Origin of the sequence: Thioalkalivibrio sp. ALJ15 (assembly GCF_000383695.1) — a bacterium.
Taxonomy (GTDB): Bacteria; Pseudomonadota; Gammaproteobacteria; order Ectothiorhodospirales; family Ectothiorhodospiraceae; genus Thioalkalivibrio.
In genome coordinates this window covers 150,962-166,406 of the sequence record NZ_KB912056.1, presented here as the reverse complement: position 1 = coordinate 166,406, position 15,445 = coordinate 150,962, and the positions used below count along the sequence as shown (strand labels likewise).

Sequence of the window (15,445 nt, the reverse complement as noted above, 5' to 3'; positions counted from 1 at the left end):
CAATGACGGGTTTTGGGGTGCTGCAAACAAAACGGGCCCCGTGAGGGGCCCGTTTGAACGTTCCGCCGGGTGGCGGGTCAGGCGGCCTGGCGCAGGTTGGCCAGCAGGCCCCGGAGTTCGGAGGCCTTGGGCTTCACCAGCCAGAACGAGCCCTGGTAGTGGTCGAACTGCTCGAGGATTTCGCGGCCCCAGGCGCTGTCGGTCTCGTGCACGAATTCCGTGATGAGCTCCTCCAGGTAGTTGCGGTGGGCCTCCATGTCCTCGGTGTCGAGGCGGTGCAGGTCGATCAGCTCGTTGTTGATGCGGTCCGGGAAGTCGTTCTCCCGGTCCAGCACGAACGCGAAGCCGCCGGTCATGCCCGCGCCGAAGTTGATGCCGGTGTTGCCCAGCACCACCATCACGCCGCCGGTCATGTACTCGCAGCCGTGGTCGCCGATGCCTTCCACCACGGCGATCGCGCCGGAGTTGCGCACGCCGAAGCGTTCGCCGCACTGGCCGGCCGCGAACAGCTTGCCGCCGGTTGCGCCATACAGGCAGGTGTTGCCCATGATGGTGGTGTCCTGGCTGGCGAAGCCCGAGCCTTCCGGCGGACGGATCACCAGCTTGCCGCCGGTCATGCCCTTGCCGACGTAGTCGTTGGCATCGCCTTCCAGGTACAGGTGCAGGCCGCCGGCGTTCCAGACGCCGAAGCTCTGCCCGGCCGTGCCCTTCATGCGCACGGTGATCGGGGCATCGGACATGCCCTGGTTGCCGTGGCGCTTGGCGATCTCGCCGGACAGGCGCGCGCCGATCGAGCGGTCGGTGTTGGCAACGTCGAAGCGGTATTCGCCACCGGCCTTGTTCTCGATGGCCTCGAGCATCTCGGCGACCATCTTCTCGGCCAGCTCGCCCTTGTCGAACGGCTCGTTCTTCGGCTCCTTGCAGAAGCGCGGCTTGTCGTCGAGGTCGCCGCTGGCCAGCAGGCCGTTCAGGTCCAGGTGCTGCTGCTTCGGCGTCTCGCCCGGCAGGATCTCCAGCAGATCGGTACGGCCGATCAGATCCGTCAGGCTGCGCACGCCCAGCTTCGCCATCCACTCGCGGGTCTCGCGGGCGACGAACTGGAAGTAGTGCATGACCATCTCGGGCAGGCCGATGAAGTGGTTCATGCGCAGCACCTTGTCCTGCGTGGCGACACCCGTTGCGCAGTTGTTCAGGTGGCAGATCCGCAGGTACTTGCAGCCCAGCGCGACCATGGGGCCAGTGCCGAAGCCGAAGCTCTCGGCGCCCAGGATCGCCGCCTTGATCACGTCGAGGCCGGTCTTCAGGCCGCCGTCGGTCTGCAGGCGCACCTTGTCGCGCAGGTCGTTGCCACGCAGGGTCGCGTGGGTCTCGGTCAGGCCCAGCTCCCACGGGGTGCCGGCGTACTTCACCGAGGTCAGCGGGCTGGCGCCGGTGCCGCCGTCGTAACCGGAGATGGTGATCAGGTCGGCGTAGGCCTTGGCCACGCCGGCCGCGATGGTGCCGACACCGGCCTCGGAGACCAGCTTCACCGAGACCAGCGCATCCGGGTTGACCTGCTTGAGGTCGAAGATCAGCTGCGCCAGGTCCTCGATGGAGTAGATGTCGTGGTGCGGCGGCGGTGAGATCAGGGCCACGCCCGGATTCGAGTAGCGCAGTTCCGCGATCATCTTGTTGACCTTGTGGCCCGGCAGCTGGCCGCCTTCGCCGGGCTTCGCGCCCTGGGCGACCTTGATCTGCAGCACCTCGGCGTTGACCAGGTAGTGCGGGGTCACGCCGAAGCGGCCGGAGGCCACCTGCTTGATCTTGGACATGCGCTCGGTGCCGTAGCGGGAAACGGCCTCGCCGCCTTCGCCGGAGTTGGAGCGCCCGCCCAGGCGGTTCATTGCGGTGGCCAGGGCCTCGTGGGCCTCCGGCGACAGCGCGCCCAGGCTCATGCCGGCGGAGTCGAAGCGCGGCAGGATCTCGGCCTCGGACTCGACCTCGTCCAGCGCGATCGGCTCGATGTCGTCGCGGACCTTGAGCAGGTCGCGCAGCACGGTCACCGGGCGTTCATTCACCAGGTCCGCATATTCCTTGTATACGCCGTAGTCGCCGGACTGCACGGCGCGGTGCAGGGTCTGGATCACGTCCGGGTTGTAGGCGTGGTACTCACCACCGTGGACGTACTTCAGCAGGCCGCCCTGGCCGGCGCTCTTGCGCGGGTTCCAGGCGCGCTTGGACAGCGTCTCCAGGTCCGCCTCGATGTCGGCGAAGCGGGTGCCCTTGATGCGACTGGTGGTGCCGGTGAAGCAGGTGTCCACGACCTCGTCGGCCAGGCCGACGATCTCGAACAGCTGCGCGCCGCGGTAACTGGCGATGGTGGAGATGCCCATCTTCGACAGGATCTTGAACAGGCCCTTGTTGATGCCACGGCGGTAGTTCTGCGCCAGGGTCAGCGGGTCCGCGTTCGGGATCTCGCCGGACTCGCACATGCCGTGCAGCGCGGAGTAGGCCAGGTAGGGGTAGATCGCGGTGGCGCCATAGCCCAGCAGGACCGCGAAGTGGTGCGGGTCGCGCACGGTGGCGGTCTCGGCGACGATGTTGGCGTCGGTGCGCAGCTTGGCGCGGATCAGGGCGTGATGCACCGCGCCCACGGCCAGCGAGGCCGGGATCGGGCGGCGTTCCGGGTCGATGCCGCGGTCCGATAGCACCAGCACCACGGCACCGCCGCGCACGGCCTCCACCGCGTTGTCGGTCAGGGCCTTCACGGCGTCTTCCAGGGAGCCGGCATGGACGTCGTAGTTCAGGTCCATGCGCTCGACGCGGAAGGCGTCTTCGGTCTGGTTGCACAGTTCGCGGAACTTGGCCTCGGACAGCACCGGGGAGTCGGATACCAGGCGGTGGGCGTGGTCCGGGGTCTCCTCGAACAGGTTCTGCTCGCGGCCGAAGCAGGTCTCCAGCGACATCACGATGCTCTCGCGCAGCGGGTCGATCGCCGGGTTGGTGACCTGGGCGAACTGCTGGCGGAAGTAGTCGAACAGCGAGCGGGTGTGGCTGGAGAGCACGGCGAACGGGGTGTCGTCACCCATCGAACCCACGGCCTCCTGGCCGGCCTCGGCCAGCACGCGCAGGATCTGGTCGCGCTCCTCGAACGTCACGTCGAACAGCTTCTCGTAGGTCTCCAGGCGCTCGGCCGGCATCGGCTCGCCGGAGAACAGCTGGTTGTCGTCCAGCTGGCTCTTCAGGTGCTTCACGTGGGCGCGCAGCCACTGGCGGTAGGGCTGGCGCGTGCGGTTGATGCGGTCGACGTCCTCGGGCTGCAGCAGCTCGCCGGACTCGGTATCCACGGCCAGCATCTGCCCGGGCTTCAGGCGGCCCTTGGCGACCACGTCCTCCGGGGCGTAGTCGTACACGCCGATCTCGGAGGCCAGGGTGATGTGGCGGTCCTTCGTGATCACGTAGCGCGCCGGGCGCAGGCCGTTGCGGTCCAGGGTGCAGGCGGCGTAGCGGCCGTCGGTCAGCACGATCCCGGCCGGGCCGTCCCAGGGCTCCATGTGCATGGAGTTGTATTCGTAAAAGGCGCGCAGGTCGGAGTCCATGTGCGCGACGTTCTGCCACGCCGGCGGCACTAGCAGGCGCATCGCGCGGAACAGATCCATACCGCCTGCCAGCAGGACCTCGAGCATGTTGTCCAGGCTCTGCGAGTCGGAGCCTTCCAGGTTGACCAGCGGCTCCAGCTCGGCCAGTTCCGGCAGGTTCTCGGTGGCGAACTTGTGCTGGCGCGCAACCGCCCAGTTGCGGTTGCCCTGCACGGTGTTGATCTCGCCGTTGTGGGCGAGGAAGCGGAACGGCTGCGCCAGGCCCCACTGCGGGAAGGTGTTGGTGGAGAAGCGCTGGTGGAACACGCAGATCGCGGTCTCCAGCTCCGGGCGCTGCAGGTCGCGGTAGAACACCGGCAGGTTCTCCGGCATCACCAGACCCTTGTAGGAGACCACGCGCGCGGACAGGCTCGGCACGTAGAACACCGGGTCGTCGCCCATTGCGATCTCGGCGCGGCGGCGCACTACGAACAGCGCGCGCTCGAAGGCGTCGCCGTCCATGTCGGCCGGGGCGTTGATGAACACCTGCAGGATGTGCGGCTGGCTCTTCAGGGCCTCGGCGCCACAGGCGTCTTCCGGGTTGATCGGGACCTCGCGCCAGCCGGCAAGCTTCAGCGGGCCGTGCTCGATCGCACCCTCCACGGCGGCGCGTGTCTCGGCGATCTTGTCCGGGTTGATGAACACAATACCGGCGGCGAAGCGCTCGGCCAGTTCGATGTTCGACTCCGAGGCCAGGGTGCGCAGGAAGGCTTCGGGGGTCTTCATCAGCAGCCCGCAACCGTCGCCGGTCTTGCCGTCCGCGGCGATCGCGCCGCGGTGGGTCATCCGTTCCAGGGCCTTGATCGCGGTGTCCACCACCCAGTGGCTGGCTACGCCGTCCATGTGCGCAATCAGGCCGAAGCCGCAGTTGTCGCGCTCGAATTCGGGGCGGTAGAGGGTGCCGTTCAGTTGGTTCTGTCGCATCGGTGAACTCCGGTCACGGCGCGCGAAAGGCGGGCCGTCGGGCTGGAAAAGAACACGAAAAAAGGCGCAGGAATATAGCCGAACCGTCATTCTCCCGGCAAACCGGGGCCGGTCAAGTAGGCACGGGGAGGTGCGGGTTGGCGGGTGCCGAGGCGGCGAGTCTACTCGCGTGCCACGCCTTGTACGGAGCCGATGGAGCGGATCCAGGGGCCTTCGTTGCGTACCGCCTCGGGCAGGTCGGACGCCGCGCCTTCGGCGGCCTCGCGACTGGTAAACGATCCAGCCAGCACGACCACAAAGTCGCGATTGTTCACTCGCGTGGGGATGTAGCGGATGCCGCCAAGGTTGTGGCGATCGGCATAGCCACGGGCAGTGGACATGTCCGGAGCCGCAATCAACTGGATGGTGAACGCATCGGAGGACTGGTTGCCGAGCCACTCCAGATCGCCGCGCAGGCGCTCGCTGTCACCATCCTCGTCGGCCAGGGCCTCGGTCGTCGTCTCCGGTTCCGGTTCCGGTTCCGGTTCCGGGTCCGGCTCTGGTGCTGGTTCGGGTTCCGGTTCGGGCTCCGGAGCGGGTTCTGGCTCGGGCTGTGGCTCAGGTTCGGGCTCCGGAGCGGGTTCTGGCTCGGGCTGTGGCTCAGGTTCAGCGGCGGGTTCGGCCTCGATGCCGGCAATCGGATCGCCGCTCGGGCGTTCCTGGCCGGGCAGGGGTTCGATTCCCGGGCTGGTCAGCGTGTCGTCCGCATGCTCCAGCGGGTCGGGCGCGACCAGGTCGTCCTGCTCGGGGGATGCCGGGGGGCGGGTTTCGGGCAGCGGGAGTTCGACGACCTCCTGTTCCGCCTCGGTTTCGCCACCGTCCATCAACTGCAGAGCGACGGGTGCGGCGATACCGATCGCGACCGTGGCGGCAACCGCTGGCACGAACCAGCGCTGATTCCAGAAGGGCGCGGTGCGCTTTTCCTCCGGGGGTTCGTCGAGTTCGTGGTCGGGCTCCGGCGGCCAGTCCGGTTCGTCATCGGCATCCGAGTGCGCGAGGGCCTCGGCGGCCGGAGTGAATTCGTCCTCTTCGCGCTGGGCACGAAGCACGGGCTCGGCGTCGGTTTCGCGGTCGAGGCCGGCGTCGGAGTCGATGGTGACGCCGGCGGCCTCGGGTGTCGTGGGTGACGGCTCCTCTTCGCGCTCGGCCTCGTCACCCAGCGCGATGCCGGGCGCTGTGGTGCCGGTCGCGCTGGCGGCATGGCGTTCGCTGCGGCAGTGGCGCTCCAGGACCTGGTTGGCCTCGCGGTTCAGGTTGCCCGGCAGGCCCTGGCTGGTGGTCTGCAGATGATGGATCGTGTCCTGGTCGAGCAGGCGTTCCGGGTCGTCGAGGCCCGCCGCTTGCAGTCGGTGGCGCAGATAGGCGGCCGTTTGCTCGAGGTTGAAGGCGCGCAGGTTGACGCGCGTGACCTGGTCCTCGTCGGAGGGGTCCGGGAGGTACAGGCGGCGGCGGAGCAGGCCGCCGGAGCCCACCAGCACGATGCGCGGGGCGCGGCCCTGGGACTCGAGCACCTCGCTGCGCATGCGCATCAGGTTGTTCACGATGTCGGTGCCGACGAGGTGGGCATCGTCCATCGCGATCACCGGGTCGCGTCCGACGGCTACGCGCTCGGCCAGTAGCTCGGTCAGCGGGCGGTCGGGGTCATCGGCGTTGTGCGAGCGCAGGTAGTTGCGAATGGTGTTGTCCACCGATTCGAACTGGGTGTTGATGCGGGCGCGAAAGGCGATCAGCTCGAAGGGCTCGGGCAGCATGGCCAGCAGGCGCATCAACTGCAGGCTGCGCCCGGAGCCGTTCTCGCCGGTCATGATCACGATGGCGCCCGGGGCATCGAGGGCGGCGCGCGCCGACTCCAGCAGCCCGTCCAGCAACGGGTCGCTGTAGATGAAGTGTTCATCCGGGGTCTCGTCGAACGGCGCCGTGTGCAGGCCGAGCTGTTTCAGGCATTGGTCGGAGAGCGCCATGGGTCTCAGTCTCAGGTCAGCGTGCCCAGATCAAACAGGCGGTGGTGTTCACGGATGGCGTGGCGGTCGGTCATGCCCGCGATGTAGTCGGCAATCGCGCGCTGCGGCGCATGCGGATCGGCCTCGGCGATCTGCTCGGCATGCCGCTGGAAGTGCTCGGGCATCAGCCGCGGCTCGGAGTCGAACGCGGCGAACAGCTCCTGAATCAGCTGGCGGGCCTTGTGCATCACTGCGTGGACCTGATGGTGGTGGTACAGGTTCTCGCGCAGGAACGCCTTCAGCTCGCGCGCTTGTTCGGCCATCTCCGGGCTGAAGCGGATCAGCGGCTGGCCGGCCTGGCGGACGTCGTCCGGGGTGTCGGGCTGCTGGAGATCGATCGCGGCCTGGCTGCTCTCGATCAGGTCGGAGACCAGGGCGTCGATCATGCGGCGGACGGTCTCGTGCTGAATCCGTCGTGGCTCCAAGTCCGGGTAACGTGCGCGAACCGCCTCCAGGCACTCGCGGAACAGGCGGACCTCGGTCAACTGGTCCATGTCGAGCAGCCCGGAACGCAGGCCGTCGTCGACATCGTGGTTGTTGTAGGCGATCTCGTCGGCCACGTTGGCCAGCTGCGCCTCCAGCGAGGGCTGCTGCTTCTCGAGAAATCGCACCCCGATCGCGCCCAGTTCTCGAGCGCGCTGTGGCGAGCAGTGCTTGAGGATGCCCTCGCGTGCCTCGAAGGTCAGGTTGAGGCCGTCGAATTCCGCATAGTGGCGCTCCAGCAGGTCGACGATGCGTAGCGACTGCAGGTTGTGCTCGAAGCCACCGTACGCCTTCATACAGTCGTTCAGGGCATGCTGGCCGGCATGGCCGAACGGGGTGTGGCCGAGGTCGTGCGCCAGGGCGATGGCCTCGACCAGGTCCTCGTTCAGGCGCAGGGCACGCGCGATCGAGCGCCCGATCTGCGCGACCTCCAGCGAGTGGGTCAGACGGTTGCGGAACAGGTCGCCCTCGTGGCTGATGAAGACCTGGGTCTTGTATTCCAGGCGGCGAAACGCGCTGGAGTGCACGATGCGATCGCGGTCGCGCTGGAAATCGCTGCGGTGGCGTGGCGCCGCTTCCGGGTGGGCGCGCCCGCGCGAGGCCGCGGGGTCGGCGGCGTACGACGCGAGCCCGGAGGCCCGGTCGACCCGGGGTGTGGTGGCCAGGGCCTCAGGCGACACGGGCGCCCTCGTGCAGCGTCGCGTCCAGCGCCGACACGTCGAACTGGTCGGTGAGTTCGGCCTGGCCGATCCCCCGCAGCAGCACCAGGCGCAGACGGCCGCTGGCGACCTTCTTGTCGATCGCCATCAGCTCGCGGAAGCGCTCGGCGCTCATGCTGTCCGGTGGATCCAGGGCCAGGCCGGCGCGCTGGATCAGGGCCTCGGCGCGTTCGCGCTCGGCCGTGCTCATCCAGCCCATGCGTTCCGACATGCGCGCGGCCATCGCCATGCCCGTACCCACGGCCTCGCCATGCAGCCATTCGCCGTAGCCCATGCCGGCCTCGATTGCGTGGCCGAAGGTGTGGCCCAGGTTCAGCAGGGCGCGGATGCCGCCTTCGCGTTCGTCGGCGGCGACGATCTCGGCCTTGCAGGCGCAGGAGCGGTGAATGGCCCGGGCCAGCGCCTCGGGTTCCAGGGCACGCAGCTCGTCGATATGCGCTTCCAGCCAGGCGAAGAACTCGGCGTCGCGGATCAGCCCGTACTTGATGACCTCGGCGAGCCCGGCCTGCAGCTCGCGCTCGGGCAGTGTCTTCAGGGTGTCGGTGTCGATCAGCACCGCGCGCGGTTGGTGGAAGGCGCCGATCATGTTCTTGCCCAGCGGGTGGTTGACCCCGGTCTTGCCGCCCACCGAGGAGTCGACCTGGGCCAGCAGGGTGGTCGGCACCTGCACGAAGTCGATCCCGCGCTGGTAGATCGCAGCGGCGAAGCCGGCGATATCGCCCACCACGCCCCCGCCCAGCGCGACGATGCGGCTGCCTCGGTCAAGCCGGGCCTCCAGCAGGCGGGTGATGATCGATTCCACTGTGGCCAGGGTCTTGTGGGCCTCGCCATCGGGCAGTTCGATCCAGAGGATCTCGCCGGCGATCTCGCACTGGCCGAGCGTTTCGCGCAGAGCCTCGCCGTACAACGGGCCCACGGTGGTGTTGGTCACCACCGCCACGCGGCGGCCCTCGAGCGCCGGGCGCAGGGTGTCGGCGGCGGCGAGCTGGCCCGGTCCGATCCGGATGGGGTAGCTGCGCTCGCCCAGCTCGACGTTCAGGTTCTGTGTGCCGGGTGCGTTCATCAGGGGCATCATAGCGTGCGTGCCGCTTTGGGCGTAAGCGTGTGCGCGGTCAGGATGGGCATCGCTTCACGGACTTTTGCAAATGGCGCCGGTTGGATTACCATAGGGAGTTCTGCATGGCTGCCCGGAGTGTTTCGGGTGGCGTTTTTGTTTTGGTAGACGAATCAGCATTCGCATCCGGAGATTGTATGCCGCACGTACGAGTTCGCGAGAATGAGCCCTTCGAGGTTGCCCTGCGCCGTTTCAAGCGCACCTGTGAGAAGGCCGGCGTGGTCGCGGAAGTCCGCCGCCGCGAGTACTACGAAAAGCCGACCACCGAGCGCAAGCGCAAGGCCGCCGCAGCGGTGAAACGCCAGCTGAAGAAGAATTCCCGCGATATGACCCGTCGGGTGCGTCTGTACTAAGAATCGTCTCTCGGGCCTCAGGCCCGGATCGAGGACCCTTCAATGTCGCTCAAGGCCCGGTTGCAGGATGACGTCAAGCAGGCCATGCGGGCCCGGGAGAAGGAGCGCCTTGGGGCGTTGCGCCTGATCCAGGCCGAGGTCTCGCAGTTCGAGGTCGACGAGCGGCGCGAGGCCGACGACGACGCGGTGCTGGCCATCCTGAACCGGATGCTCAAGCAGCGCCGCGACTCCATCGACCAGTACCGCAAGGGCGGTCGCGAGGACCTGGCCGAGCGCGAGGCCGCCGAGATCACGGTGATCGAGGCCTACATGCCCGAGCAATTGGGCGACGCCGAGCTGGAGCAGATGATCGGCGAGGCGATTGCCGAGACCGGCGCGGCCGGCCCCAGCGATATGGGCAAGGTGATGGGCGTGCTCAAGCCCCGGGTCTTCGGCCGCGCGGACATGGGCGTCGTCAGTCAGAAGGTCCGTACCGCGCTGGGGATTTCTTGACCGTTACGCTCGGTTGAGCGAAACGTTCCTTTCCTGAACGCATGAACGGTTGAACCCCGTGGCGTCATGCCGCCGGTTCCCGTCGGAGCGAGTGATCCATGGCTTCCAATCCGATGCAGTTCCTGGACCTGCCGCGCCAGGACCCTCAGAAGACCCCTGCCGAGATTCGTATCCACGAGTTCGGCGAGATCATTGGTCAGTTCGACCCGGCGACCGCGGGGCAGCAGGCGGGCCGCTGCCTGGCCTGTGGCAATCCGTATTGCGAATGGAAGTGCCCGGTTCACAACTTCATCCCGAATTGGCTGAAGCTGGTGGAAGAGGGCAACCTGTTCGCCGCCGCCGAGCTCTCGCACAAGACTAATTCCCTGCCCGAGGTCTGCGGCCGCGTCTGCCCGCAGGACCGCCTGTGCGAGGGCGCCTGCACGCTGAACGACGGTTTTGGCGCGGTCACCATCGGCTCGGTGGAGAAGTACATCACCGACGAGGCCCTGAAGGCCGGCTGGCGCCCGGACCTGTCCGATGTCACCCCGACCGACAAGCGCGTGGCCGTGATTGGCGCCGGGCCGGCCGGCCTTGGCTGCGCCGATATCCTGGCGCGCAACGGCGTGCAGGCAGTGGTCTATGACCGCTACCCGGAGATCGGTGGCCTGCTGACCTTCGGTATCCCGCCGTTCAAGCTCGAAAAGCAGGTGATCCGCACCCGCCGCGAGATCCTCGAGGGCATGGGCGTGGAGTTCCGCCTGAATACCGAGATCGGCCGCGACATCCAGATGGACACCCTGCTGGAGGAATACGACGCCGTGTTCCTCGGCATGGGCACGTACACCGCGATGCAGGGTGGCTTCCCCGGCGAGGACATGCCGGGGGTGTACCCGGCGCTGCCGTTCCTGATCTCCAATATCCGCCAGGTGATGGGCTGGGAGCACGATGAAGACGGCTTCATCGACGTGGCCGGCCAGCGTGTGGTGGTCCTTGGCGGTGGCGACACCGCGATGGACTGCAACCGCACCTCGATCCGCCAGGGCGCGGCCTCGGTGACCTGCGCCTATCGCCGCGACGAAGAGAACATGCCCGGCTCGCGCAAGGAAGTGGTGCATGCCCGCGAAGAGGGCGTGCAGTTCGAGTTCAACGTGCAGCCGGTCGAGATCGTCGGCGACGGCAAGGTCGAGGGCGTGAAGGTGGTGCGCACCCAGATGGGTGCGCCGGACGAGCGCGGCCGCCGCCGTCCGGAGCCGGTGCCGGGCTCCGAGCATGTGATCCCGGCCGACCGCGTGCTGATCGCCTTTGGTTTCCGTCCGTCCCCGGCGGACTGGTTCGCCGAATACAAGATCGGCGTGGACGAGGGCGGGCGTGTACAGGCCGTCGGTGAGCACGCCTTCCAGACCGGCAACCCGAAGGTTTTTGCTGGCGGCGACATGGTGCGTGGCTCGGACCTGGTTGTGACCGCCGTCTTCGAGGGCCGCGAGGCCGCCGAAGGCATCCTTGAATACCTCGGCGTTTGAGTTTTTCGATGTCCCAGACCCTGAAGAATGACCGTCTGCTGCGTGCGTTGCTGCGCGAGCCCGTGGATCGCCCGCCGATCTGGATCATGCGCCAGGCCGGGCGCTACCTGCCGGAGTACCGCGAGACCCGCGCCCAGGCCGGCAGCTTCATGAATCTGTGTCAGAACCCGGAGCTGGCCTGCGAAGTCACCATGCAGCCGCTGCGCCGGTTCCCGCTGGACGCGGCGATCCTGTTCTCGGACATCCTGACTATCCCGGATGCGATGGGCCTGGGACTCTATTTCGAGACCGGCGAGGGCCCTCGTTTCCGCGACCCGATCCGTTCGCTCGAGGCGATCGAGAACCTGCCGGTGCCGGATCCCGAGCAGGAGCTGCGCTATGTGATGGATGCAGTGCGCCTCATCCGCCGTGAACTGAATGGCGAAGTGCCGCTGATCGGCTTTGCCGGCAGCCCGTGGACGCTGGCCACCTATATGGTCGAGGGTCAGGGCTCGCGCGACTTCGCCGAGACCAAGCGGCTGATGTACGGCGAACCGCAGGCGATGCACGCCTTGCTGCAGAAGGTCGCCACCGCGGTTACCGAATACCTGAACGCGCAGATTCGCGCCGGTGCGCAGGCCGTGATGGTCTTCGACACCTGGGGCGGTTCGCTTACGCCGCGCGGCTATCGCGAATTCTCGCTGGCCTACATGCAGCGCATCGTGGATGGCCTGATTCGGGACCACGACGGCCGCCGCGTGCCGGTTACCCTGTTCACCAAGGGTGGCGATGCCTGGCTCGAGGCGCAGGCCGAGACCGGTGCCGATGCGCTGGGGCTGGACTGGACGATCGAGATTGCCGAGGCCAGCCGTCGTGTGGGCGATCGCGTGGCGCTGCAGGGCAACCTCGATCCGTCGGTGCTGTACGCGCCGGATGCGGTGGTGCGCGAGGAGGCCCTGCGGGTGCTGGACGGCTTCGACCGGGACACCGGTCATGTCTTCAACCTGGGGCACGGGATTCATCCGGGGATCGACCCGGAACGGGTGGCAACCCTGGTTGAGACCGTCACCTCCTACCGCCGCGACTAAGGCAGCGGCGCCTTCCTGGCGTCAGGACGCGTCGGCCGCCGCTGGTGCGTCGGCGTTCGCGGCGGCCAGCAGCCTGTCCACGTCCGCGCGCCCTGCGCGGGCCATGGGCTTGCCGTCTACCGGCGACGGCGGCGCCTGGCGCAGCCCATCCAGCGGGAATACGGTCAGTTCAATGTCCGTGTCATTCGGCCCGCGAAAACTCAGAAACGGTACCCGCTGCTCACGCCCCTGCCGGCTGCGATAGCGGCGTTCGCCCGTCTGGCAGCGGATTCCGCGCTCGCCCAGGTCGAGGATGACCTCCTCCACCGTCTCGGCAAATGCATGCAGATTGACCAGCGGCTGGCGTTCGACGATGCCGTCCAGCAGCGGGCCGACCAGGCGGGGTTCCAGTGCCGAAAGCCGCTCCATGACGATCCGGGCGGCCTCGAGGCGTTCGCGGTAGGCCTGGCGGCTGTCGTCCGTTGCGAACAGGCGGCTGCGTTCGATCGCAGCCTCCTGAATCTCGATATTGCGCGGCATCTCGTGGCGCGGTTCGACACCCAGATGCTCGGCAGCCTTGCGCTTGGCCAGCGCGAAGTCGCGGATGCCATCGTCGAGCAGGATCCGCGCGGCCTCCTGTGCCAGTTCCTGGCGAATACGCGAGGGGCTCATCAGAACACCGACTCGGCCGGGCCCTGACCATTCTCCCCGCGGGGGCCCGCCGGGGCCTGGCCGCGTTCCGGTACCTGCTGCGGGATCAGCCACTGGATATTCGCCCCCGGGGTCTCCTCGCTTGGTGCGCGGCGGCCGTCTGGCAGGATTGCCACGCGCTGCAGGTCATCGGGACGTTCCACGGGGCGCTCCGGTGTGTCGGTCAGCACTGAGTCCATGAATCGAATCCAGAGCGGGAGCGCCGTGCGCCCACCACTCTCGCGCCGGCCCAGTTCGCGGTTGTCGTCGAACCCGACCCAGGCGGTCGCGACGATGTCGGCGTTGAACCCCGAGAACCAGGCATCGCGATAGCTGTTGGTCGTGCCGGTCTTGCCGGCGAGATCCGAGCGTCCCAGCTGCTGCGCCTGACGCCCGGTTCCTGCGGTGATTACGTGCCCCAGCATGTTGCTCATCTGCCAGGCGGCACCCGGGTCCAGCACCTGTGCCGGGTCGGTATACTGCAGCGGACCCCCGCTGGCGTTCAGGTACAGGTCCTGGCCGGCCGGGTTCTCGCAGGGTTCGGGGCAGGCGCGTTCGGTCGGGGCTGTGTAGAGGACCTCGCCGTCGTCCGTCTCGATGCGCGTGATGATCCACGGGCTGTACAGTTTCCCGCCGGAGGCAAAAACGCTGTAGGCATTGTTCAGCTGCAAGGGCGTGACCCCGCCAGTGCCGAGCACCATCGACAGGTTGCTCGGGTGCTTGTCCGGATCCAGACCGAACCGCGGCAGCTGTTCGTGCACGCGTTGCGGACCCAGGCTGTTGAGCAGGCGGATCGACGCCAGATTGCGCGACTGAGCCAGGGCGTCGCGCATGCTCATCTCGCCCTGAAACTGCCGCGAGTAGTTCTGCGGGCGCCACTCCGCACCCAGCGCGGGGTCGTCAAAGACCATCGGGGCGTCGACCAGCATGCCGTCCGGGCGGTAGCCATCCTGCAGCGCCAGCGCGTACACCAGCGGCTTGAACGCAGAGCCGGGCTGTCGTTGCGCCTGGGTGCTGCGATCGTAGCGATTCTCGAAGAAATCGAAGCCTCCCGCGAGCGCAACGATGGCCCCGTCGGCCGGGGACTGGGCGATTACCGCACCAGTGACTTCGGGCTTCTGTGCCAGGCGCCAGCGTCCGTCGGTGTGGGGCCTGACGCGGATCACGTCGCCCGGCTCGAACTCGGGGTTGCGTGCCCATTCCTGATCGCGGGGTTCGATGGTGAGTTCGCCGATCTGGCCGCCGTCGACGTGCAGCGTGCCGTCTCCGTCGCGTTCCACGACGACCACGGGAAACAGCAGGCGCCCGTGTACGCCCTGTGTCTTGAGGGCGCGCTGGCGTGCCTCGGCGTCGGCCATGGTCTCGTCGCTCAGCTGATCTTCGGGCCCGCGATAACCGTGGCGTTCGTCGTATTCCAGCAGGCCCTCGCGCAGGGCCTGGTTGGCGGCTTCCTGGTAACGGGAGTCAATCGATGTATGGACCTGCAGGCCGCGCCGGTAGGCGTCCTCGCCCCAGAGGTTAAAGACGATCTGGCGGGCCGCCTCCGCCACCCAGTGGGCATCGACCTCGGTCGCGGCCACGTGCCGCTCGGACGATACCGGGCGGGCCACCGCCTCCTCGTATTCCGATTCGCTGATCGCGCCGGTATCCAGCATGCGCCGCAGCACGTAATTGCGGCGGATCTCCGCGCGCTGGGCACTGGCAACGGGGTTGGTTGTGGACGGCGCCTTCGGAAGGGCCGCCAGTACCGCGATCTCGTCCAGCTCCAGCTCATCGATCGAGCGGCCGTAGTAGACCCGAGCGGCTGCCTCGATCCCGTAGGCGCGCTGGCCCAGGTAGATCTTGTTCAGGTACAGCTCAAGGATCTCGTCCTTGCTCATCTCCTGTTCCATGCGAATGGCCAGGAAGATCTCCCGCAGCTTGCGCTCGTAGGTGCGGTCGCGGGTCAGAAAGACATTGCGCGCCAGCTGCATGGTAATGGTGGAGCCCCCCTGGCTGCGTTCGCCGCGAGTGGAGATCTCGTTGATCGCCGCTCGTGCCAGGCCAACGATGTCGACCCCGGGGTGGTCGTAGAAGCGCTCGTCCTCGGCCGCGATGAACGCCTGGCGGACGCGCTCGGGGATGTCCTCGATGGGCAGGGGAATGCGGCGTTCTTCCGCGAATTCGCCCATCAGCAGGCCGTCCGCGGTGCGGACTTGCAATGGGGTTTGCAGGCGCACGTCGCGCACCGCCTCCGCTTCGGGGAGGGTCGGGGCGTAGTGCACGTACAGGGCCGCAATGGCTGCGGATACGCCGATTCCGGCCGCAAGGATCAGGGCCAGCAACGCCGCAAAAATCTTGAGAATCGGCTTCATGACTGTAGAAAAAGTGGGGCCAAGTTAAGAATCAGCTTTCAAAGCAACTTGCAACCCGGATTTTGGAGTGTATATTGTGAACGAGCTAGCATACTTGATTGTAACGCTACCA

At 67.4% G+C, this 15,445-nt stretch carries 10 protein-coding genes; 4 read left to right on the top strand and 6 right to left on the bottom strand.

The genetic code is table 11. The features are described 5' to 3' along the window. Window positions 1-77 precede the first annotated feature (77 nt). The 4 genes from gltB to aroB form a co-directional block, all read right to left on the bottom strand. On the bottom strand, window positions 78-4,541 hold the full coding sequence (gltB, locus tag G015_RS0100800) for a glutamate synthase large subunit (RefSeq protein WP_020146014.1): 4,464 nt from the start codon (window positions 4,539-4,541) through the stop codon (window positions 78-80). A gap of 161 nt (window positions 4,542-4,702) precedes the next feature. Then, entirely contained in the window at window positions 4,703-6,541 is a 1,839-nt protein-coding gene (locus tag G015_RS0100795) for an SPOR domain-containing protein (protein WP_028490864.1), read from the bottom strand. An 11-nt stretch (window positions 6,542-6,552) separates the two neighbouring features. Then, window positions 6,553-7,743, bottom strand: a complete 1,191-nt coding sequence (locus G015_RS0100790; RefSeq protein WP_020146013.1) for a deoxyguanosinetriphosphate triphosphohydrolase — start codon at window positions 7,741-7,743, stop codon at window positions 6,553-6,555. Continuing rightward, window positions 7,733-8,857: a 3-dehydroquinate synthase gene (aroB, locus tag G015_RS0100785; RefSeq protein ID WP_020146012.1), complete on the bottom strand. Its 1,125-nt coding sequence runs from the start codon at window positions 8,855-8,857 to the stop codon at window positions 7,733-7,735. The genes G015_RS0100790 and aroB overlap by 11 nt, the downstream gene beginning before the upstream one ends. Before the next feature lie 176 nt (window positions 8,858-9,033). Between aroB and rpsU the strand changes: the two genes are divergently transcribed. The 4 genes from rpsU (at window position 9,034) to hemE (ending at window position 12,310) form a co-directional block, all read left to right on the top strand. Next, window positions 9,034-9,249 carry a 30S ribosomal protein S21 gene (rpsU, locus tag G015_RS0100780; RefSeq protein ID WP_012981683.1) on the top strand — a complete coding sequence of 72 codons (216 nt, stop codon included), beginning with the start codon at window positions 9,034-9,036 and terminating at the stop codon, window positions 9,247-9,249. Window positions 9,250-9,291: 42 nt separating this feature from the next. Further along, the gene (locus G015_RS0100775; RefSeq protein ID WP_020146011.1) at window positions 9,292-9,741 is read left to right on the top strand and encodes a GatB/YqeY domain-containing protein; all 450 of its coding nucleotides are present in this window, start codon (window positions 9,292-9,294) and stop codon (window positions 9,739-9,741) included. Between the two features lie 98 nt (window positions 9,742-9,839). Beyond that, window positions 9,840-11,243, top strand: a complete 1,404-nt coding sequence (locus tag G015_RS0100770) for an FAD-dependent oxidoreductase (RefSeq protein ID WP_012981685.1) — start codon at window positions 9,840-9,842, stop codon at window positions 11,241-11,243. Between the two features lie 8 nt (window positions 11,244-11,251). Then, entirely contained in the window at window positions 11,252-12,310 is a 1,059-nt protein-coding gene (gene hemE / locus G015_RS0100765) for a uroporphyrinogen decarboxylase (protein WP_012981686.1), read from the top strand. 21 nt (window positions 12,311-12,331) lie between these two features. On the opposite strand, the gene G015_RS0100760 is transcribed toward hemE, so the two are convergent. Together G015_RS0100760 and G015_RS0100755 are read right to left on the bottom strand one after the other, a co-directional pair. Further along, complete coding sequence (locus tag G015_RS0100760) at window positions 12,332-12,961, bottom strand: hypothetical protein (protein ID WP_012981687.1); 630 nt, start codon at window positions 12,959-12,961, stop codon at window positions 12,332-12,334. Then, window positions 12,961-15,333 carry a penicillin-binding protein 1A gene (locus G015_RS0100755; protein WP_018139041.1) on the bottom strand — a complete coding sequence of 791 codons (2,373 nt, stop codon included), beginning with the start codon at window positions 15,331-15,333 and terminating at the stop codon, window positions 12,961-12,963. Before G015_RS0100755 ends, G015_RS0100760 begins: the two co-directional genes overlap by 1 nt. Window positions 15,334-15,445: the final 112 nt, after the last annotated feature.

Coding starts and splice junctions, on each gene's coding strand:
- hemE (WP_012981686.1), top strand. CDS start 11,252: ATGTCCCAGACCCTGAAGAATGACCGTCTGCTGCGTGCGTTGCTGCGC.
- G015_RS0100795 (WP_028490864.1), bottom strand. CDS start 6,541: ATGGCGCTCTCCGACCAATGCCTGAAACAGCTCGGCCTGCACACGGCG.
- G015_RS0100775 (WP_020146011.1), top strand. CDS start 9,292: ATGTCGCTCAAGGCCCGGTTGCAGGATGACGTCAAGCAGGCCATGCGG.
- gltB (WP_020146014.1), bottom strand. CDS start 4,541: ATGCGACAGAACCAACTGAACGGCACCCTCTACCGCCCCGAATTCGAG.
- rpsU (WP_012981683.1), top strand. CDS start 9,034: ATGCCGCACGTACGAGTTCGCGAGAATGAGCCCTTCGAGGTTGCCCTG.
- G015_RS0100760 (WP_012981687.1), bottom strand. CDS start 12,961: ATGAGCCCCTCGCGTATTCGCCAGGAACTGGCACAGGAGGCCGCGCGG.
- G015_RS0100755 (WP_018139041.1), bottom strand. CDS start 15,333: ATGAAGCCGATTCTCAAGATTTTTGCGGCGTTGCTGGCCCTGATCCTT.
- G015_RS0100770 (WP_012981685.1), top strand. CDS start 9,840: ATGGCTTCCAATCCGATGCAGTTCCTGGACCTGCCGCGCCAGGACCCT.
- aroB (WP_020146012.1), bottom strand. CDS start 8,857: ATGATGCCCCTGATGAACGCACCCGGCACACAGAACCTGAACGTCGAG.